Annotated in this window: 19 protein-coding genes; 11 read left to right on the top strand and 8 right to left on the bottom strand. The window is 59.8% G+C overall.

What is annotated here, in order from left to right:
- The first annotated feature begins 72 nt into the window (after positions 1-72).
- Complete coding sequence (locus tag BM229_RS00450) at positions 73-978, top strand: LysR family transcriptional regulator (protein ID WP_093925753.1); 906 nt, start codon at positions 73-75, stop codon at positions 976-978.
- 72 nt (positions 979-1050) lie between these two features.
- On the opposite strand, the gene BM229_RS00455 is transcribed toward BM229_RS00450, so the two are convergent.
- Positions 1051-2091: an NADP-dependent oxidoreductase gene (locus tag BM229_RS00455; RefSeq protein WP_093925754.1), complete on the bottom strand. Its 1041-nt coding sequence runs from the start codon at positions 2089-2091 to the stop codon at positions 1051-1053.
- A gap of 165 nt (positions 2092-2256) precedes the next feature.
- Here BM229_RS00455 and BM229_RS00460 point away from each other — a divergent pair, with 165 nt between their 5' ends.
- Positions 2257-3042 (top strand): inositol monophosphatase family protein, encoded by a 786-nt coding sequence (locus BM229_RS00460; protein ID WP_067624477.1) that lies wholly within the window; start codon positions 2257-2259, stop codon positions 3040-3042.
- On the opposite strand, the gene BM229_RS00465 is transcribed toward BM229_RS00460, so the two are convergent.
- Positions 3043-3333: a DUF6476 family protein gene (locus tag BM229_RS00465; protein ID WP_093925755.1), complete on the bottom strand. Its 291-nt coding sequence runs from the start codon at positions 3331-3333 to the stop codon at positions 3043-3045.
- Between BM229_RS00465 and BM229_RS00470 the strand changes: the two genes are divergently transcribed.
- Entirely contained in the window at positions 3332-4378 is a 1047-nt protein-coding gene (locus BM229_RS00470; protein WP_093925756.1) for an RluA family pseudouridine synthase, read from the top strand. The genes BM229_RS00465 and BM229_RS00470 overlap by 2 nt on opposite strands.
- Positions 4379-4551: 173 nt before the next feature.
- Positions 4552-5448, top strand: a complete 897-nt coding sequence (gene rpoH, locus BM229_RS00475; RefSeq protein ID WP_093925757.1) for an RNA polymerase sigma factor RpoH — start codon at positions 4552-4554, stop codon at positions 5446-5448.
- Positions 5449-5509: 61 nt separating this feature from the next.
- On the opposite strand, the gene BM229_RS00480 is transcribed toward rpoH, so the two are convergent.
- Positions 5510-6139 (bottom strand): GntR family transcriptional regulator, encoded by a 630-nt coding sequence (locus tag BM229_RS00480; protein ID WP_167360170.1) that lies wholly within the window; start codon positions 6137-6139, stop codon positions 5510-5512.
- A gap of 176 nt (positions 6140-6315) precedes the next feature.
- Between BM229_RS00480 and BM229_RS00485 the strand changes: the two genes are divergently transcribed.
- The 3 genes from BM229_RS00485 to BM229_RS00495 all read left to right on the top strand — a co-directional run bounded on the left by BM229_RS00485 (position 6316) and on the right by BM229_RS00495 (position 7947).
- Entirely contained in the window at positions 6316-6771 is a 456-nt protein-coding gene (locus BM229_RS00485; protein WP_093925759.1) for a protein-tyrosine phosphatase family protein, read from the top strand.
- Between the two features lie 222 nt (positions 6772-6993).
- On the top strand, positions 6994-7380 hold the full coding sequence (locus BM229_RS00490) for a hypothetical protein (RefSeq protein WP_093925760.1): 387 nt from the start codon (positions 6994-6996) through the stop codon (positions 7378-7380).
- Positions 7381-7677: 297 nt separating this feature from the next.
- A complete protein-coding gene (locus tag BM229_RS00495) occupies positions 7678-7947 on the top strand; it encodes a DksA/TraR family C4-type zinc finger protein (RefSeq protein WP_093925761.1) in 270 nt (89 codons plus the stop codon).
- An 89-nt stretch (positions 7948-8036) separates the two neighbouring features.
- On the opposite strand, the gene BM229_RS00500 is transcribed toward BM229_RS00495, so the two are convergent.
- The 5 genes from BM229_RS00500 to BM229_RS00520 are packed head-to-tail and all read right to left on the bottom strand — an operon-like array spanning position 8037 to position 13805.
- Positions 8037-9854 (bottom strand): M3 family oligoendopeptidase, encoded by a 1818-nt coding sequence (locus BM229_RS00500; RefSeq protein ID WP_093925762.1) that lies wholly within the window; start codon positions 9852-9854, stop codon positions 8037-8039.
- Positions 9855-9910: 56 nt separating this feature from the next.
- Entirely contained in the window at positions 9911-11509 is a 1599-nt protein-coding gene (locus BM229_RS00505; protein WP_093925763.1) for an ATP-dependent DNA ligase, read from the bottom strand.
- Positions 11506-12510 carry a ligase-associated DNA damage response exonuclease gene (locus BM229_RS00510; RefSeq protein WP_093925764.1) on the bottom strand — a complete coding sequence of 335 codons (1005 nt, stop codon included), beginning with the start codon at positions 12508-12510 and terminating at the stop codon, positions 11506-11508. Before BM229_RS00510 ends, BM229_RS00505 begins: the two co-directional genes overlap by 4 nt.
- A 57-nt stretch (positions 12511-12567) precedes the next feature.
- The gene (locus tag BM229_RS00515; RefSeq protein WP_093925765.1) at positions 12568-13515 is read right to left on the bottom strand and encodes an alpha/beta fold hydrolase; all 948 of its coding nucleotides are present in this window, start codon (positions 13513-13515) and stop codon (positions 12568-12570) included.
- Complete coding sequence (locus BM229_RS00520) at positions 13515-13805, bottom strand: SCP2 sterol-binding domain-containing protein (RefSeq protein ID WP_093925766.1); 291 nt, start codon at positions 13803-13805, stop codon at positions 13515-13517. The genes BM229_RS00515 and BM229_RS00520 overlap by 1 nt, the downstream gene beginning before the upstream one ends.
- A gap of 74 nt (positions 13806-13879) precedes the next feature.
- On the opposite strand from BM229_RS00520, the gene BM229_RS00525 reads away from it, so the two are divergent.
- Genes BM229_RS00525 through fdxA form a run of 4 tightly spaced genes read left to right on the top strand, consistent with a single transcriptional unit; the run spans position 13880 to position 18206 of the window.
- A complete protein-coding gene (locus BM229_RS00525) occupies positions 13880-14437 on the top strand; it encodes a tetratricopeptide repeat protein (RefSeq protein ID WP_093925767.1) in 558 nt (185 codons plus the stop codon).
- Between the two features lie 15 nt (positions 14438-14452).
- On the top strand, positions 14453-17434 hold the full coding sequence (locus BM229_RS00530) for a helicase-related protein (protein ID WP_244152080.1): 2982 nt from the start codon (positions 14453-14455) through the stop codon (positions 17432-17434).
- Positions 17435-17818, top strand: a complete 384-nt coding sequence (locus tag BM229_RS00535; protein ID WP_093925768.1) for an RNA-binding S4 domain-containing protein — start codon at positions 17435-17437, stop codon at positions 17816-17818.
- Between the two features lie 52 nt (positions 17819-17870).
- A complete protein-coding gene (gene fdxA / locus BM229_RS00540; protein ID WP_093925769.1) occupies positions 17871-18206 on the top strand; it encodes a ferredoxin FdxA in 336 nt (111 codons plus the stop codon).
- Positions 18207-18338: the final 132 nt, after the last annotated feature.

The raw sequence follows: 18338 nt of genomic DNA on the forward strand, positions 1-18338 counted from the left end.
CACGTCTTGTCTCACATTCATCGCTGTGAGACAAACTCATAACATTCATCTTGAACATGAGTAATGCCTCACATGCACATTGAGTTCCGTCACCTGCGCACGATTAAGGCCATCCACGAGGCGGGCGGGCTGGCCCGTGCGGCGGATCAGATGAATATCACGCAGTCGGCTTTAAGTCACCAGGTGAAGGGGTTGGAGGATCAGGCGGGGGTCGAATTGTTTGTACGGCGCTCGAAACCGTTGAAACTGTCCCCGGCGGGGCAGCGGCTGTTGAAGCTCGCCCAGCAGGTGTTGCCGCAGGTCGAGGCGTTGCAAGATGAGTTCTCGGGCCTGCGGGCGGGCAGCACGGGGCGGATGCATATCGCCATTGAATGTCACGCTTGTTTCGAATGGCTCTTCCCGGTGCTGGAGCAGTTTCGCCGCCATTGGCCGGATGTAGATGTAGATATTCGCCCCGGACTGGCCTTTGACGCGCTGCCCGCGCTGCTGCGCGAAGAGGTGGATTTGGTGGTGTCGTCCGATCCCGAAGAACTGCCCGGCGTCGAGTTTGTCGAACTCTTCGATTACAATCCGGTTTTTGTGGCGTCCCAGAGCCACCCATTGGCCGAAAAACCCTTTGTCGAGGCAGCGGATTTTCGCGGTGAAACGCTGATTACCTATCCGGTAGAGCGCACGCGATTAGATGTGTTCAGCCAGTTGTTAATCCCGGCCAAGGTCGAGCCTGCTGCGATCCGGCAGGTGGAGCTGACGGCGGTGATTTTGCTGCTGGTGGCGTCGAATAGGGGGGTGTCTGTCTTGCCCGATTGGGTGGTGCGCGAGGTGAAATATTCGTCTGATTATGTGACGCGGCCTTTGACGGCGCAGGGCATCACGCGCAGGCTTTACGCGGCGGTGCGCAAGGATGATTTGGGCAAGCCGTTTATGAATGAGTTGCTGAAACTGGCCGGGCAGGAGGCACGCAAATTGCAGCAGGCCTAAGGCAACTGAGGAGGGCCAAGGGCCGATGCGCCCTCCCGCAGTGCGGAACGACGCATGCAGCATCGTCTGTGGTTAATTCACCTTAACGATAGCCTTCCCAGTGTTTCCACCGTTCAGCATGTCGATAAATGCCTGAGGTGCATTCTCCAGCCCTTCGGTGATGTCTTCTTTGACCTTCACACGGCCATCGGCGACCATAGGGGCCACTTCTCGGTGAAATTCGGGCATCTTGTCCCAGTGGTTTGCGATGATAAAGCCGCGGACGGTGAGGAAATTCACCAAGATCGTGCGCCACAAACGCGGCGCGGTAAGTCCGGCACCTTCGGCATCGGCACCAAGCCCGCCCGCATTATACCATGCGATCATGCCACAAAGGGGGATACGGCCATGCGCGTTCATCAGTGGAAATACCGAGTCGAGCACCTTGCCGCCGACATTCTCGTAATAGATGTCGATCCCATCTGGGGCCGCTTCTTTCAGCGCTGCACGTAGGGATTTGGCATCGTCATAGGCGCGATGGTCCAGACAGACATCGAAACCGAAATCGCGGGTTGCGATCTCACATTTCTCGGGTCCTCCGGCGATGCCGACGGTGCGCAGCCCTTTGGCCTTGGCCAGCTGCCCAACAATGGACCCGACCGGCCCGGTGGCTGCCGCCACGACGAGGGTCTCACCCTCTTTGGGCTGACCGATGTCATTCAAACCATACCAGCCTGTCAGCCCCGGCATCCCCAAAACGCCAAGCGACGCGGTGATTGGCACGCCATCAGCATCCACCTTTTGACATTGCTTGGCCGGGGCAACGCCGTGGGTGGCCCAACCAAATCCGCCAAAGGCAAAATCGCCGACAGCAAAGCTCGGGTCATTCGAGGCGATCACCTTGCCGACGCTGCCACCTTCCATCAGCCCCCCGATGGGCACCGGCGCGGCATAGGATTTCGCATCGTCCATCCGACCGCGCATATAAGGATCAAGCGACATGTAATGCACTTCGACCAGGATTTCGCCATCGCCAGGTTGGGGCAAATTTGCGCTTTCCAGACGGAAATTCTCGGGCGTGGGGGCACCATCTGGGCGGCTGGCGAGGACGATTTTTTGCATTTGGTCAGGCATGGGGTTTCCTTCGTGCTTATTGCTACGGGTCCAAGGTGTTATTTCCTTTGTCGAAAACAACCCGCACGTCGCACAAGGCCTATCGGCGGCGCGGATTTCTGCCCCCTTGGCAATTGCGCTCTTGCGCCCTATACGTCCCGCCTTATCCATCAAAGGGCGCGAACAATGATCGGCAGTGCGAATCTTAACATCATGATCAAAGCGGCACGCAAAGCGGGGCGTGCATTGGTCAAGGATTTCCGCGAGGTCGAGAACCTTCAGGTCTCGGTCAAAGGTGCGGGTGATTTCGTGACCAAAGCCGACATTGGCGCCGAGAAGATCATCAAAGACGACCTGATGGGCGCGCGCCCGACCTACGGCTGGCTGGCCGAAGAGGGCGGCGAGGAAGAGGGCCAAGACCCAACGCGCCGTTGGATCGTCGACCCGCTGGATGGCACGACCAACTTCTTGCACGGCCTGCCGCATTGGGCCGTCTCCATCGCGCTGGAGCATAAGGGTGAGATCGTCGCTGGTGTGGTTTTCGACCCTGCCAAGGATGAGATGTTCTTTGCCGAAAAAGGCACTGGCGCTTGGATGAACGAAAGCCGCCTGCGGGTGTCGGGCCGTCACCGCATGATTGAATCGATCTTTGCCACGGGCTTGCCTTTCGGTGGCCGTGCCGATCTTCCCGAAACGCTGAAGGATCTGGGCCGTCTCTTGCCCGTCTGCGCTGGTGTGCGCCGCTGGGGCGCTGCTTCGCTCGATCTCGCTTACGTTGCTTCGGGCCGCTACGATGGGTTTTGGGAGCGTCGTTTGAAACCGTGGGATGTGGCCGCAGGCATGTTGATCGTCAAAGAGGCCGGTGGCCTTGTAGAGGCGATCCGTCCTGAGCGTAACATCCTGCAGCACGGCGAGATTATCTGCTCGAACGAGCCGATCTATTCGACCTTCGCCAAAACGATCCGCGGCTGATTATTCGATCGGGATCGTCTGACGCAATTCGCCGGTCAACTGGTCAAAGATCAGGATTTCGTCCGCGTCCGTCACCACCGCATACCAGCCGCGCCCTTGCGTGAATGCCTGGGCGCTGCTGCCATCGGGCAGGGTGATGCTGCGCGGCATGGTCGGGCCTTGATCGCTCAGACGGGTGACAAGCGCGAAGATCAGCACTAGAACCCCGCCAATCATCACGACGGTCAAGACCGTCACCATCCGCCGCAGAAACCGCAGGTTCGCCGGTTCATCAGGGTTGTCCGTGTCCATGTCTCACCGCCGCATTGATTTCATTTTGGGCGATAGCCCGCCCGCCCGTCTTGATAAGGCGCTGGCCCGCGATGTGCCAGAGGAAGCGAACCTGTCGCGCACGCGATTGGGCCGGTTGATCGAAGAGGGGGCTGTGACCGTGGACGGTGCAGTGGTGCAAGACCCCCGAGCCAAGGTGGCCGAAGGTCAGGTGGTGCATATCTCCGTTGAGGAAGCGGCGGAAAGCCATATCTTGCCCGAGGATATTCCCCTGTCGGTGGTGTTTGAGGATGCTGACCTCATAGTGATCGACAAACCTGCCGGCATGGTGGTGCATCCCGCCCCGGGCTCGCCTTCCGGCACGCTGGTTAACGCCTTATTGGCACACTGCGGCGATGATCTCTCGGGCGTGGGCGGGATGAAGCGGCCCGGCATCGTGCACCGAATTGATAAGGACACCACCGGGCTGCTGGTTGTCGCCAAATCCGACGCAGCGCATCACGGGCTGGCCGCGCAGTTCGAAAAACATACGGTTGAGCGGTACTACCAAACGCTTGTCTACGGTGTGCCGGATGCCAATGACCCGCGTCTGCGCGGTGTTAAGGGCGCATCCTTTGAGGCGGGAAACATCCTGCGTATGACCACCCAACTGGCGCGGCATAAGACCGATCGACAGCGACAGGCGGTGCTGTTCCAAGGCGGTCGCCACGCCGTGACCCGTGCTCGCACGATAGAGCGTTTCGGCACGCCCGCCGTTCTGGCGTTGCTGGAATGCTGGCTGGAGACAGGCCGCACGCATCAGATTCGCGTGCATATGTCCCACGCGGGCCACGGGCTGGTGGGGGATGCGACCTATGGCGGGCGGCGCAAGCTGGCCAAAGCGGCCTTGCCCGAGGACACCGCCGAGGCCATTCGCGCCTTTCCGCGTCAGGCACTTCACGCGGCTGTTTTGGGGTTTGAGCATCCTGTGACGGGCGAAAACCTGCGTTTTGAAGCCCCGCTACCGCCGGATATGGCAGCGCTGCTTCAACTGCTGCGTGAGGGGCCTGTCGACCCTTCGGCGTGACCCCGCCACCCCAAGGAACCACCCAGGCACGGGTTACGTTTTATTCACAGAAGCTGTGCAATCTTGAACAAAAGCGTGAACGCTTCTGTCTTGAAAGCACGAAGGGGGCCGCCCATATTGCATGTTAAGCGAAATAACATAGGCCTCGGTCAAACTGAGGAAAGGGACAAGACATGGCAAATTATGCAAATCTGCCCGCACCAACACCAGAAGGCGGGCTGAACCGCTATATGCAAGAGATCCGCAAGTTCCCCCTGCTGGAGCCTGAGGAAGAGTACATGTTGGCCAAACGTTGGGTCGAAGAACAAGACACCGAAGCGGCCCACAGGATGGTGACATCTCACCTCCGTCTCGCTGCAAAAATCGCGATGGGATATCGGGGCTATGGTCTGCCGCAGGCCGAGGTGATCTCGGAAGCGAACGTTGGCCTGATGCAAGCTGTTAAGCGTTTCGATCCGGAGAAGGGCTTCCGCCTTGCCACCTATGCGATGTGGTGGATCCGCGCGTCGATCCAGGAATATATCCTGCGGTCGTGGTCGCTGGTGAAACTAGGCACGACATCGGGTCAGAAGAAACTGTTTTTCAACCTGCGCAAAGCCAAGAACAAGATCGGCGCGCTGGAAGAAGGTGATCTGCGTCCTGAAAATGTGGCAGAGATCGCTACCCAATTGGGTGTGACCGAAGCCGAAGTCGTTTCCATGAACCGTCGGATGTCGGGCGGCGATGCATCTTTGAATGCCACTGTCGGTTCCGAAGGCGAAGGAACGATGCAGTGGCAGGATTGGTTGGAAGATGAAGATGCCGACCAAGCGGGCGACTACGCTGAGCGGGATGAACTGGAAACCCGTCGTGAGATGTTGGCCGAAGCACTGGATGTGCTGAACGACCGTGAGAAAGACATTCTGACCCAACGCCGCCTGTCTGATGAGACGGTCACATTGGAAGATCTTTCTTCTCAATATGATGTCAGCCGCGAACGTATTCGCCAGATCGAAGTCCGCGCTTTTGAAAAGCTGCAAAAGCGGATGCGCGACTTGGCAAAAGAAAAGGGCATGATGGCCGCCTCTTAAGCCGCCTTCGCCTATGATGCATTAAGCCCCGTTCTATTGAGCGGGGCTTTTGCGTGGCGACCTAGCTCGGCTGAGAAAGCCTGCCTTCGATCACGGCGATCTGCGCAAAACCTTCGGCCAATGTAGCGGTCTTCATTGTACGTGCAGCGGATTGAAGAAGCTCGCGCAGGTGAGCTGCTTGGTGCTCAGGCGCGGTGGCCAGATCAAGTATGCTCCACCTGATCAAACGCCAGTACGCGGCGCGGAAAGCATCGCTGAGGATCGGGTTTTCGATCATGTCCGCTAAGGCTGCCAGAAGCCGGGCGCGTATGTCAAAGAAGTCTTCGGCGCGGTTCAGTTCGCAAATATCCATCATCCCCAGTATCCCGACAATTGACATGAAATGCACAGGCGGCACGGGGTGAGGGGGTGCGCATTTGGCCGCAGCCTCAATAATCGCCACGGCGGCGCGGATGTCGTCGGCGCGCGTGGCGTCTTCTAATGGGGTGATAACCGAACCGACACCGGATTTCACCGCGATCATACGCTCATAGGCGAGCCGTTGAAGCGCTTGCCGGATGGGCGTGCGCGAAACGCCAAAGCGCTGTGCCAAGGCGACTTCGTGCAGCATCCCGTCTTCGATACCGCGGTTCAGGCAGATGTCTGCGCGCAGCGTTTCGGCAATTGCTTGGCTTGATTTGGCCTGGTTCAACTTCGCCTCACGTCTCGGGTTCAATCGCGTTCTTGCTTAATTAACATGTATACAGGTATTGATGCGAATATTCAACTTATTCGGATTTCACTATGCCAATAGATACGCCTTGTTTTGATGCTGAAGGCACCTCAATCCGCGCTGTCATCCCAACCCCGCGGGGCGGGTATTTAGCGATGACCGGTTTTCCCGGGCTCCTAACAGAGGTGGATGGCACGCCCTATCTCGACCCGCAACAGATGACGGAAACCCTCGAAGGACTGCGCAATGTGGGCGCCAGACAATTGCTTGTCTTAACGGAAGAAGCAGAGCTGCCAGAGGGTGCTTTCCCGTTAATTAAAGTTATTTCTCAGCGGGTTGGACTGGATGTATATTTTTCCGAAATTATCGATTTCCACGTGCCGGGGGATGCATTCCTAAGTGAATGGCCCGCCCACAGAACCCGATTTGAGCGTGCGCTGGATGCGGGAGAGACCGTTGCACTGTCTTGTCAATATGGGGCAGGGCGCAGCGGGCTTGTTGCGGCATGGTTGCTGATGGGGGCTGGCCTTCCCGCTGCTAAAGCTATCGCTTGGTTCGAAATCACTTCTCTGAGGCAATCGAGAACCAGCTTCAGGAAGACTGGCTGTTAGAGCAGGAAAAAGGTTAATAAAACGTTTATTTGCATAGGTTTCAGCGCAGAATATCGTGAAACTATGGTATCGCCCCATTCCCGGCCAATTATCGCCTTATTCTTGCCTTAATTGGGCTCGACAACATGTATACATCTTGGGCGGCCTTGGTTCCATTGAGGCAAAGCGACTGCTCATAAGAAGGGAAGATATAACAAACGACGCTTGAGAGAAGGATCAGACATGCACAACCGCCCCACCGTACAAGATTCATCTGTCCCCATCATGCCTCTTACCGCAGGTGACATCATCCGGCGCAGACGCACCTTTGATCCCGTTGACGTTTTCCATACTTCCTGTGAAGCCCCTGTGCCTTATACCGTTTCTGAGGCGCGTTTTCGCAAGGTTCATTACGCTCGCGATTTCGGCAGAGTCGAGGCGATGGTCGAAGTGACCTACATGCGCCATCCGTCTGAGCCGCCCCGCACCGTCTGCCTTCGGGCAAGCGTGTCATTGGGTGGTAGCGGCCAGCGCAAAGACTTGCGCCAAAGGCTGATCCAAAGCGCCGTTAACCTATCCGTCCTTTTCGACCGTCTCAACAGAGGAGATATCACCCTGCGTGCTGCTTAGCGCAACGCCCCATGCCTAGCGACTGCACCCCCATTTGGGGGTGCTTTTTTTATGGGGGTAGGGTCATCTGAGAGACGATGTCGACTGGCGCAAAGTTAAGAATGTCCATTGATCTCCGACAAACCACCGCGCGCAGCCCGGCGAGGATGATCTTGATAATGCGGAGGGGCCGCCCCATCTCTTGAAATAGCAGCGGGCGAGCTTTGCGTTTGGCGTGAATAAATGCGTGACGTGACGGGCGCTGGACCCATATCAAAGACAATCAACCGACAAATTTCCCCGATAGGAGGGTGTGACATGGCTGGTGGATGGGCGCGCGATGGCGCGGTAAGTGAACAGATTGAGGCGTCGATCTCAGACGAGTTGGCGCGGATGAAGGCGCGGCGCGCGCAGGTGGGCGAAAGCCTGACCCATTGTGCCGAATGCGAAGAACCGATCCCAGAAGCGCGTCGCATCGCGTTGCCCGGGGTGAAGCTGTGTATCGACTGCGTACGCGAGCGCGACGGCCAGCATCAGATGCGCGGCGGAATTAACCGGCGCGGATCGAAAGATAGTCAGCTGAAGTGAGGTTAGCCTTGAGCGCAGCAGATAGGGCGCCTGGGGGGTGAAGAGGGCCGCTTAGACGGCCCTCTTGCATCGATAACAGCGGCTTGGCGTTACTCCATCGACTCAAGCTCATCAATCATGTCAGAAATCATCGAAAGCCCCTTGTCCCAAAATGCCGGGTCAGATGCATCAAGCCCGAAGGGGGCCAGAAGCTCTTTGTGGTGCTTTGATCCGCCTGCTTTGAGCAGGTCGAAGTATTTGTCCTCAAAGCCTTCTTCACCCTCTGCGTAAACCGCATATAGCGCATTCACCAGCCCGTCGCCAAAGGCATAGGCATAGACGTAGAAAGGCGAGTGGACGAAGTGCGGGATATAGGCCCAGAAGGTCTCATACCCCTCCATATATTCGAATGCTGGCCCGAGGCTCTCGGCCTGCACAGACATCCACAGGGCATTGATGTCGTCGGGGGTGAGCTCTCCGCTGCGGCGCGCCTCGTGCAGTTTGCATTCAAAGTCGTAAAAGGCGATCTGGCGTACGACCGTGTTGATCATGTCCTCAACCTTGCCCGCCAGCAACACTTTGCGTTCCGCTTGGGTTTCGGCTTTGTCTAGCATCTTGCGGAAGGTCAGCATCTCACCAAAGACAGAGGCCGTTTCGGCCAAGGTCAATGGGGTGGATGACAGCATCTCGCCCTGATCAGCGGCCAGAACTTGGTGCACGCCGTGGCCCAACTCATGCGCAAGCGTCATCACGTCGCGCGGTTTGCCTAAGTAGTTCAGCATCACATAGGGGTGGACGTTGGTCACTGTCGGATGCGCGAAAGCGCCGGGTGCCTTGCCCGGTTTGACGCCTGCGTCAATCCAGCCTTTGGTGAAGAATGGCTTCGCAATATCGCCCATACGCGGATCAAAGGCGGAATAGGCCTCCATCACGATGCCCTCGGCCTGCGCCCAATCGACGATCTTGGGGTCTTCCATTGGCAGTGGCGCGTTTCGGTCCCAGACCTGCATGACGTCCAGCCCCAGCCATTTACGCTTCAACTCATAGTAACGGTGGCTCAGCTTTGGGTAGGCCTCAACAACCGCATTGCGCAGTGCTTCTACAACTTCTGGCTCAACATGGTTGCTCAGGTGGCGACCCGTTTGCGGTGTCTCCATCCCGCGCCAGCGATCCAGCACTTCTTTCTCTTTCACCTGCGTGTTGTGCACACGGGCGAAGGTGCGGATGTTGTTGCCCAACACCTCGGCCAGTTCGCGCGCACCGGCTTCGCGCTTGGCGCGGTCGGGATCGGTCAGCAGGTTCAGCGTGCCTTCGATGGTGAGCGTCTCGCCGTCGACCTCGAACTCTAGCCCTGCGATGGTCTCGTCGAACATCCGCTCCCATGCGTCGCCGACGACGCCGAGGTCGTGCAGGAATTTTTCCATCTCATCGGACAGTTGGTAAGGTTTCATCGCGCGAATGCGATCAAAAACGGGCTTATAGCGCGCGAGATCGGGGTCTTGGTTGAGCAGATCGGCGAGATGCGAATCCGGCAGTTTGTTTAACTCCAACGTAAAGAACACCAGCGGAGTGGTGTAATCGGTGATCTTTTCCTGCATGTCGGACATGAACTTGGCGCGGCCCGAGTCCGTGGTCTGCTGGTAATAGCGCAGCCCCGCATAGGACATGATGCGCCCGGCGATCTGATTAATCTTTTCGTTGCGCAGCACACAGTCCAGCAGCCCTTTGGCGTCTAGCCCGGCCAAATTGCCTTCGTAGTCGGTGGCAAAGCTTGCACAAGCTTCTTCCAGCCAATCGAGATCGCGTTTAAGTTCGGGCGCATCTTCGGCGGTGTAAAGGTCGCTCAGATCCCATTCCGGCAGATCGCCGAGGTCCTTGCCCCCGGCGCTGGCGTTGGCATCGTGAAGCGGGAAGGGAAGCTGAAACATCGGTGTACCTCATTTGCGTTTTGTCACATCTATGCCTCCGGGCGGGCCGGAACAACCTATCCGTAGATCCGCAGCATTTCTTTCAGATCGTCGAGTGTGTTGGCCTCTTGCAATGGCTTGTCCTTGCGCCAGCGCAACATGCGCGGAAAGCGCAGGGCGACGCCGGACTTGTGGCGCGGGCTGGGTTGGATGCCCTCGAAGGCGATCTCGAATACATGGTGTGGCGTGACCTGCCGCACGGGGCCAAAGCGTTGCTGCGTGTTCTTGCGCACCCACGCGGTGATCTGGCGGAACTCGGCATCTGTCAGGCCGGAATAGGCCTTGGTGAAGGGGACCAGATCATTGCCGTTCCAGACTGCAAAGGTGAAGTCGGTAAAAAGGTTCGCCCGGCGGCCCGAGCCCGATTGCGCATAGATCATCACCGCGTCGATGGTCAGCGGGTCGAGCTTCCATTTCCACCAGTCGCCTTTTTTGCGGCCCGACAGGTAGGGACTGTCGGCGCGTTTCAGCATCAACCCCTCGGCCTGCGCTTCTCGCGCGGTGTCGCGCAGGGTGGCGAGTTGGGACCAGTCGGTGAACTGGTGCTGCGGCGAGAGGCGGACGGGCGCGTCCTCGGGCAGGTCGGCGGCGGCCTTCTCCAGCAGGGCGCGGCGTTCGGCGAAGGGGCGGTCGCGGATATCCGCGCCCTGCCATTCCAAGAGGTCGTAGGCGTGTAGCACCACGGGCGCTTCCTTTAGCAGCTTTTTGGGCACGGTCTTGCGGCCAATGCGGGCCTGCAATGCGTTGAAGGATGAAGGGAATTCGGCCCCCGGCTGCCAGACCAGCAACTCGCCGTCGAGCACCGTGCCCGGCGGCAAATGATCGGCAGCGCGAGCGAGTTCGGGGAAGCGGTCGGTCATCAGTTCTTCGCCGCGCGACCAGACGAAGTAGTCGCCATCGCGTAGGATAAGCTGCCCGCGGATGCCGTCCCATTTCCATTCCGCGCGCCAGTCTTCGGGGGTGCCTAGGGCTTCCGGTCCGTCTTCCAATGCATAGGCGAGGTAGAAAGGGTAGGGGCGCGAGGCGTCGGCGCTGGCGTCCTCGGCCTCGATCAGGCTGTGCCACGTCACGTCATCGGGGTCCCAGTTGCCCATCAGGCGGTGCGCCATTTCCGGCTCGGGGCGGCCACTGGCGCGGGACAGGGCGCGGGTCATCAGCGTTTGGCTAATCCCGATGCGAAAACCGCCGGTGATGAGCTTGTTGAACAGGAACCGCTCGGTGCCGCCAAGCTGTTGCCAAGCCGAAAGGACGAATGCCTTGCGCGCCGCGTCGTCTTCGTCTTTCAGCCCGCGCAGGGCGTTGATCCATGCGGTCAGCGTGCCGGTGTCCTCGCTCTCTACCGGGGGGAGGACCAGCGAGATGGTCTCGGCCAGATCGCCGACGATGGCGTAGCTGTCTTCGAATAGCCACAGCGGCACACCGGACGCCTCTGAGGCCCATTCGCGGAGCTTGGTCGTGGTGACGGCGCGTTTCGGGCGGCGGCCCGAGAAAAGCGCCACGGTCCAAAGACGGTCCTCTTCGGCCGCGGTGGTGAAATATTCGGCCAGGGCGGCGACCTTCACCGTGGTTTTGGTGGTCTGGTCGACGGCATTGAAAAGAGCGGCAAAGTCCTTCATTCGCTGTCGCCTCCGTCGCTGTCGAACTGGGTCGGAACAACCTGCGCGTTCCAGCCCTGATCGTTCAGGTAACGCGTGAAGATATCGGTGTAACCATGCGTTACATATATGTTTTCCGCCCCAGTCTCACGGATCGCCCAAAGCAGCCCATGCCAATCCGCATGGTCCGAGATGACAAACCCCCGATCCCCTGCGCGCCGTCTGCGCACCCCGCGCAGCGCCATCCAGCCCGAGGCAAAGGCGCTCTCCTGCGGTCCAAAGCGCCGCGCCCATTGGCTGCCTAAGGCCGAGGGCGGTGCCAGCACCAACGCGCCGGGGTGGTCTTTGAGGGCGAGGTCGGGCGTCACAAGCGTTGTCTCGGGCAGGGTGATGCCCTGTACGCGCAGCACCGCATTGGTATTTTCCACCGCCGTATGGGTCAGGATCGGTCCGATCGCGGGATCGAGCATCGACAGGAGCCGCTGCGCTTTGCCCAGCGAATAGGCCCCGAGGAAAGCCGTCTTTCCAGCGGCCTTGCAGCCCGCCCACCAGTCGTTGATCTGGCCCGCCACCTCGGCCTGCGGCGCCCAGCGAAAGACCGGCAGGCCAAAGGTACTCTCAGTAATGAAATGGTGGCAGCGGACCGGCTCGAAGGGTTCTGACATGCCGTCGTCGATCACCTTGTAATCGCCCGACGCGACCCAGACCTCTCCGCCGACCTCAACCCTGATCTGCGCGCTGCCGGGCACATGGCCCGCCGGGTGGAAGGAGACCGTGGCCCCGCCGATCTGCCGCCTCTCGCCATAGGCGATGCCCTCGATGGCAATCTCGCCCAAGCGGTGGCGCATCACGGGCAGGGCCGCGTGGGTGGCAAGGTAACTGCCCATCCCGTCGCGGGCATGGTCGGCATGGCCATGGGTGATCAACGCCCGGTCAACGGGGCGCCAAGGGTCGATGTAAAAGTCACCTGCAGGGCAATAGATGCCGTTTTCGGTGAAGGTAAGGACGGGTTCACGTGTCATCCCAAGCAATCTAGGCGGCGCGGGCCGATTGCACAGGAAAATGACGCCTGAGCGGGGCTAACCGGTGATATTGCCCAGATAGAGCTTTTCCAGCCCATCGAAGATCGGCTTGCGCAGATCAGGCCTCTCCAGCAGCACCTCATGCTCGCCGCCCGGCACAATCTCTAGCCGCCCGCCTTTCCACTGTGCCATGCGCTTGTGGACGCGGTCTGTGGCGACGATCCGCTCGTTGCTGCCAAGATAGGTGACGCAAGGGATGTTGGGCGCAGACCGCCCGGCGAGGTGCTTCGTCTCGGCCAACGCCTCGCGCAGCCAGACGAAGCTGGGGCCTCCAAGGCTCAGCTCCGGATGCGCGACCAATTGATCGCGCATCATGTCGTACATCTGCGGATCGGTGGTCAGCAGGTTGTCGTCGAAAGGGGCGATGGCGGGGTAGGCTTCGATCTTGGTGCCCGGCGGCAAGCGGTGGCCCTGTCCGACGCGGGGCATGAACTGCGCCAAGGACCACGCCAGCGCGCGCAAGTGCGGGACGACATAGATGCCCCACATTGGACCGGTGAAGGCGACGGCCTGCACCGGCAACCCCTCCATCACGGCACGCAGGCCGATGCAGCCGCCCATGGAGTGGGCCAGCAGGAAATAGGGGCGCGGCAGGTTCATGCTGCGCGCGGCGCGCAGCATGGCGGCAACGTCTTTCTGATAGTCGCTGAAAACATCCACATGGCCGACGCGCGTATCTGGCAGCAGCCGGTCCGACAGACCCTGACCGCGCCAGTCAATTGCCATAGTGGCAAGGCCGCGCCGCGCGAAATCGGCGGCGCAAAGCCCGTACTTCTCGATGTATTCGGTACGCCCGGGAAAGAGCAGCACCGTGCCCCGCGCGCCCGCGCAGGGCCAATGACCCAGCCTGATCCGCTTGCCATCCGATGTCTCGGCCCAATGGGCTTGGCCCCCTTCGGGGCCGGGGGCGATATCGGTGTATAGCGGGGCCGGGTCCAGCTGCATCAGCCGAGAACAGCGGCGAGCTTCATCGCCATGCCCATGTCGCCGTCGATCTTGAGTTTGCCGGTCATGAAAGCGGATGTGGGGTTGGTGTCGCCTTCGAGGATGGACTGGAAGGTCTCGGCATCCGCGCTCAGCGTCACGTCGGCCTCTTCGTCAGCGGCGCGCGCGCCGTTCTCGTCCATCATCACGGTGCCTTCACCTTCGATGTCGAATTTGGCCGTGCCGTTAAAATCGCTGCCGGCCAGCTTTTCGTTCAGCACCACTACCGCTTCGTTCACAATATCGCTCATCGCTCGCCCTTTTTTGGCATTTGGCCCCGCTACGTCTGGAATTGCGGCGGCAGCCTGTTACATTCAGTTTTGTTATGCGCATCATACCCGTCAACCTCAAACATACCGTTGCGGCAGTTGGTAGCTTTGTGTTGCTTGCGGGCATGGCCGTGGCCGAAATGGCCCCGCCCGAGCTTATGCAAAAGCTGCGCGAGGCCCCGGCGGCCGAAGCCCCTAGAATCGCCCATGAAGTCGAAGCGCATTGGCAGCGCTCCGGTTCGGCTGCGATGGATTTTCTGCTGTCACGGGGGCGGGAGGCGATGGCCAATGGCGATACAAGGCAGGCGATTGAGCATTTGACCGCGCTGACCGATCACGCGCCCGGTTTTGCCGAAGGGTTCCACACGCGGGCGCAAGCCTATTATGCGGCCAACCTCTATGGTCCCGCACTGGATGATCTGGAACGGACGCTGGCGCTGAACCCCGACAATTACAACGCGATCTTTGGCCTTGCCGTGATGATACAGGAGTTCGGAGATCTGGGCCGCGCGGCGGAGCTGTACCGCAGGGCGCTCGCCCTCAACCCGCATCACGATGACGCCCGCGCGGCCCTTGAGAGGCTGCGCCGGGACGGCATCGGGCGCGAGCTTTAATTCAAGGATAAACAGGTGGCAGGCAACAAGCGCGTCGTGGCCGTTCTCGGCCCGACAAATACCGGCAAAACGACCTATGCAATTGAGCGGATGCTGGCGCATCGGACCGGGGTGATCGGCCTGCCGCTGCGGCTGTTGGCGCGCGAGGTCTATGACCGGATCGTCAAGGCGCGCGGGCCCTCGGTCGTGGCCTTGGTCACCGGCGAAGAGCGGATCGTGCCGCCGCGCACGCAGTATTGGGTCTGCACGGTTGAGGCGATGCCCCAAGAGATGGGCGCGGATTTCGTAGCCATTGATGAGATCCAGCTCTGCGCCGACCCCGAGCGCGGCCATGTGTTCACCGACCGCTTGCTGCGGGCGCGTGGCCTGCATGAGACGCTGTTCATGGGGTCCGACACCATGCGCGGCACTATTGCGGCGCTGGTTCCGGGCGTTGATTTCATGCGCCGCGACCGGATGAGCGAATTGGTCTATTCTGGTCAGAAAAAGATAAGCCGGATGAAGCCGCGCAGCGCAATCGTCGGCTTTTCGGTTGAGAATGTATATGCCATCGCTGAGCTGATCCGCCGCCAAAAGGGCGGTGCAGCTGTGGTGATGGGCGCGCTTTCCCCGCGTACGCGCAATGCGCAGGTTGAAATGTACCAGAACGGAGAGGTCGATTATCTGGTCGCCACCGATGCCATCGGAATGGGGCTTAACCTTGATGTCGATCACGTTGCCTTCTCGGCGCTTAGCAAATTTGATGGGCGCCGGATGCGTCCACTAGCGCCTAATGAGTTGGCGCAGATCGCGGGCCGGGCAGGGCGTGGGTTCAAGTCAGGCACCTTTGGCACCACCGGTGATGCGCCTGCGCTTGATGACGGGGTGGCGCGGGCAATCATGGACCATAATTTTACGCCTCAGAACAAGGTGAACTGGCGCAACCACGCGCTTCAATTTGGCAGTATCGACCGACTGATCCAAACCTTGGAGATGCCGCCCGAGGATGAGCGGCTGGTCCGGGCCCGCGAGTCCGACGATCTGAAGGCGCTCAAAGCCCTTGCGCAGGTCGACGAAGTTTTTGCCCGCGCGACCGACGGCGCGTCCGTGCGCCTGCTCTGGGATGTCTGCCGCATTCCCGATTTCCGCGGCATCAGCCATGCCGAACATGCGGGGCTTCTGGAGACCATTTTCAACGACCTACACCAGCGCGGATATATCCCCGACGATTGGCTCGCACAACAAATCAAGAGAATTGATCGAACCGATGGCGACATTGATGCGTTGTCCAAACGACTCGCGTTTATTCGCACATGGACCTACGTTGCGCAGCGCAAGGGCTGGACAAAGGACGAAAGCCATTGGCGCGACACGACGCGTGTCGTAGAAGACCGCTTGTCGGATGCTCTTCACGAGCGTTTGACTCAAAGATTTGTAGATCGGCGCACATCCGTATTGCTGCGCCGGCTTGGACAGAAGGAAGCCATGGTGGCCGATGTAAACGAGACCGGTGAAGTCACCGTTGAAGGTGAATTTGTAGGCAAGCTGGACGGGTTCCGCTTTCGGGTGGACAAGGGCGCGGGCGCGGCCGAGGACAAGACGGTGAAAACCGCCGCATTGCAGGCCTTGGCTCCGCAGTTCCATCTGCGTGCCGACCGGTTCTACAACGCACCCGATACCGAAATTGATTTCACCGAACAGGGCGGCCTGATGTGGGGAAGCGCTGCGGTTGGTAAACTGACCGCTGGCAGCGACGCGCTGAAGCCGCAGGTCGAGGTTTTCGTCGATGATATCGCCGGTCCCGAAGTGGCGGAGAAGGTGAAGCGCCGTCTTCAGCATTTCATTGACCGCAAGGTTGCCGCATTGTTCGAGCCGTTGCTGGGGCTGAGCAAGGATGAGACGCTGACCGGCTTGGCCCGTGGCTTTGCATTCCAACTGGTTGAAAATTTCGGCATTTTGCCCCGCGCCCAAGTGGCCGAGGATGTAAAAGCGCTGGATCAAGACGCCCGTGGCGCGCTGCGCAAGCATGGCATCCGCTTTGGCCAGTTCACTATCTTTATGCCGCTGATGCTCAAGCCCGCGCCGACGCGCTTGCGTCTGGTGCTTTGGTCGCTGACTAAAGGGCTGAACGAATTTCCTGAATCGCCTCCTCCCGGGTTGGTAACAATCCCGGTCGAGGCAGACGCGCCTGCGGGTGCCGACACGATGTCGGGTTACCGCAACGCTGGCAAACGCGCGATCCGCATCGACATGCTGGAGCGTCTGGCCGATATGCTACGTGCCGAGGATTCCCGTGGTGGGTTTGAAGCCAAGCCTGACATGCTGTCGATCACAGGGATGACGCTTGAACAGTTCGCTGACCTGATGGGAGGCTTGGGGTACAAGGCCGAAAAGGACGAGCGGACCAAGGTGAAACCGGTTGATGTGGTGATGCCCAAAGACGGCAGCCATGATGCGATGGGCGCCTCTGCTGATACCAACGTCCCTGAAAAACTCGACAGTGATCTTGCTGCTGATGACTCGGCGGACAAGCCCATCATGGATGTGGCGGCGGAAGAGCCTGCAGGCGGGATCATTGAGACACCTTCGAGTGAGACCAACCCCGACGACCGCCCCGGTAATGTGGCCGCCATTCCCGATGATGGTATTGCCCCCATTGCCGATGTGGCCGCCGAAGACCCAGAGGTCGACATCACAATTCCCGAGGTTCCGGCCGAGGAAGTTCCCCAAGGCACGGCGCCGGATGCCGATCTGGCAGGGCCGGAGATGGAGACCTTCTATACCTTCACATGGTCGCGCAGCCCCCGTGGAAATGCCGGCAACCGCCGTGGCGGTGACCGTCCTCAGGGGCAGGGCAAGCCGCGCGGCAAACCCGCCAAAGGCAAAGGGCGCAAGCCCGGTGGCGACAAGGGTGGCAAGGTGCAGAATTTCTCGGCCCGTCCACCACGCAAGGAAAAGCAGATCGATCCCGACAATCCATTCGCCGCCGCGCTTATGGGGCTGAAGGACGACAAGTAAGTGGCAGCGGGCGAGAAACTACGGCTCGACAAATGGCTGTGGCACGCCCGCTTCTTTAAGACCCGCTCGCTCGCTGCCGCTCAGGTGGCGAGCGGCGCGGTACGGATCAACGGCACCCCCACCCAGAAACGCGCGAGCAACGTCGGCCCCGGCGATGTGTTAACCTTTGCCCAAGGGGATCACGTTCGGGTGATACAGATCGATGCAATCGGCCTACGTCGCGGTCCAGCGCCCGAAGCGCAAGCGCTTTATACAGATCTGTCCCCACCAGAGCCGAAACAGAAGGACGTACAGCCCGAAAATCCCGGTTTTGAGGGAAAGGGCCGCCCGACAAAGCGTGACCGTAGGCAGCTTGATCTTTCTAAGGCGCGCCACCTTGAATGATCCCGCGCCCCGGTTTAGCTAGTCCTCCATACACCCAGCCAGAGTTTCCCGCATGACCTATATCGTGAATGACGCCTGCATCGCCTGCAAATACACCGACTGCGTCGAAGTATGTCCGGTGGATTGCTTCTACGAAGGCGAGAACATGTTGGTGATCCACCCCGATGAATGCATCGACTGCGGTGTATGCGAACCGGAATGCCCCGCGGATGCCATCCGTCCGGACACTGAGCCGGATATGGAGAAGTGGGTGGAGTTTAACCGGAAATATTCCGAGCTTTGGCCCGTCATCATCACCAAGAAAGATCCGCTGCCCGAGGCAGAGGAAATGGATGGGAAAGACGGCAAAATGGAGCTCTTCTCGGAAAAACCGGGCGAGGGCGGCTGATCTTTCGCTGATTCGGTTCTGCCGGGCGTCTCAATACCGATAGAACGCGCGCTAAACTGCTGAAACGACCGGAAATTCACCAAGTTGATCTTGGGGTAGCTTTCGGAAGGCGTGATTCTGTGCTATGCTGTC

It is taken from the genome of Sulfitobacter dubius (assembly GCF_900113435.1).
GTDB lineage: Bacteria > Pseudomonadota > Alphaproteobacteria > Rhodobacterales > Rhodobacteraceae > Sulfitobacter > Sulfitobacter dubius.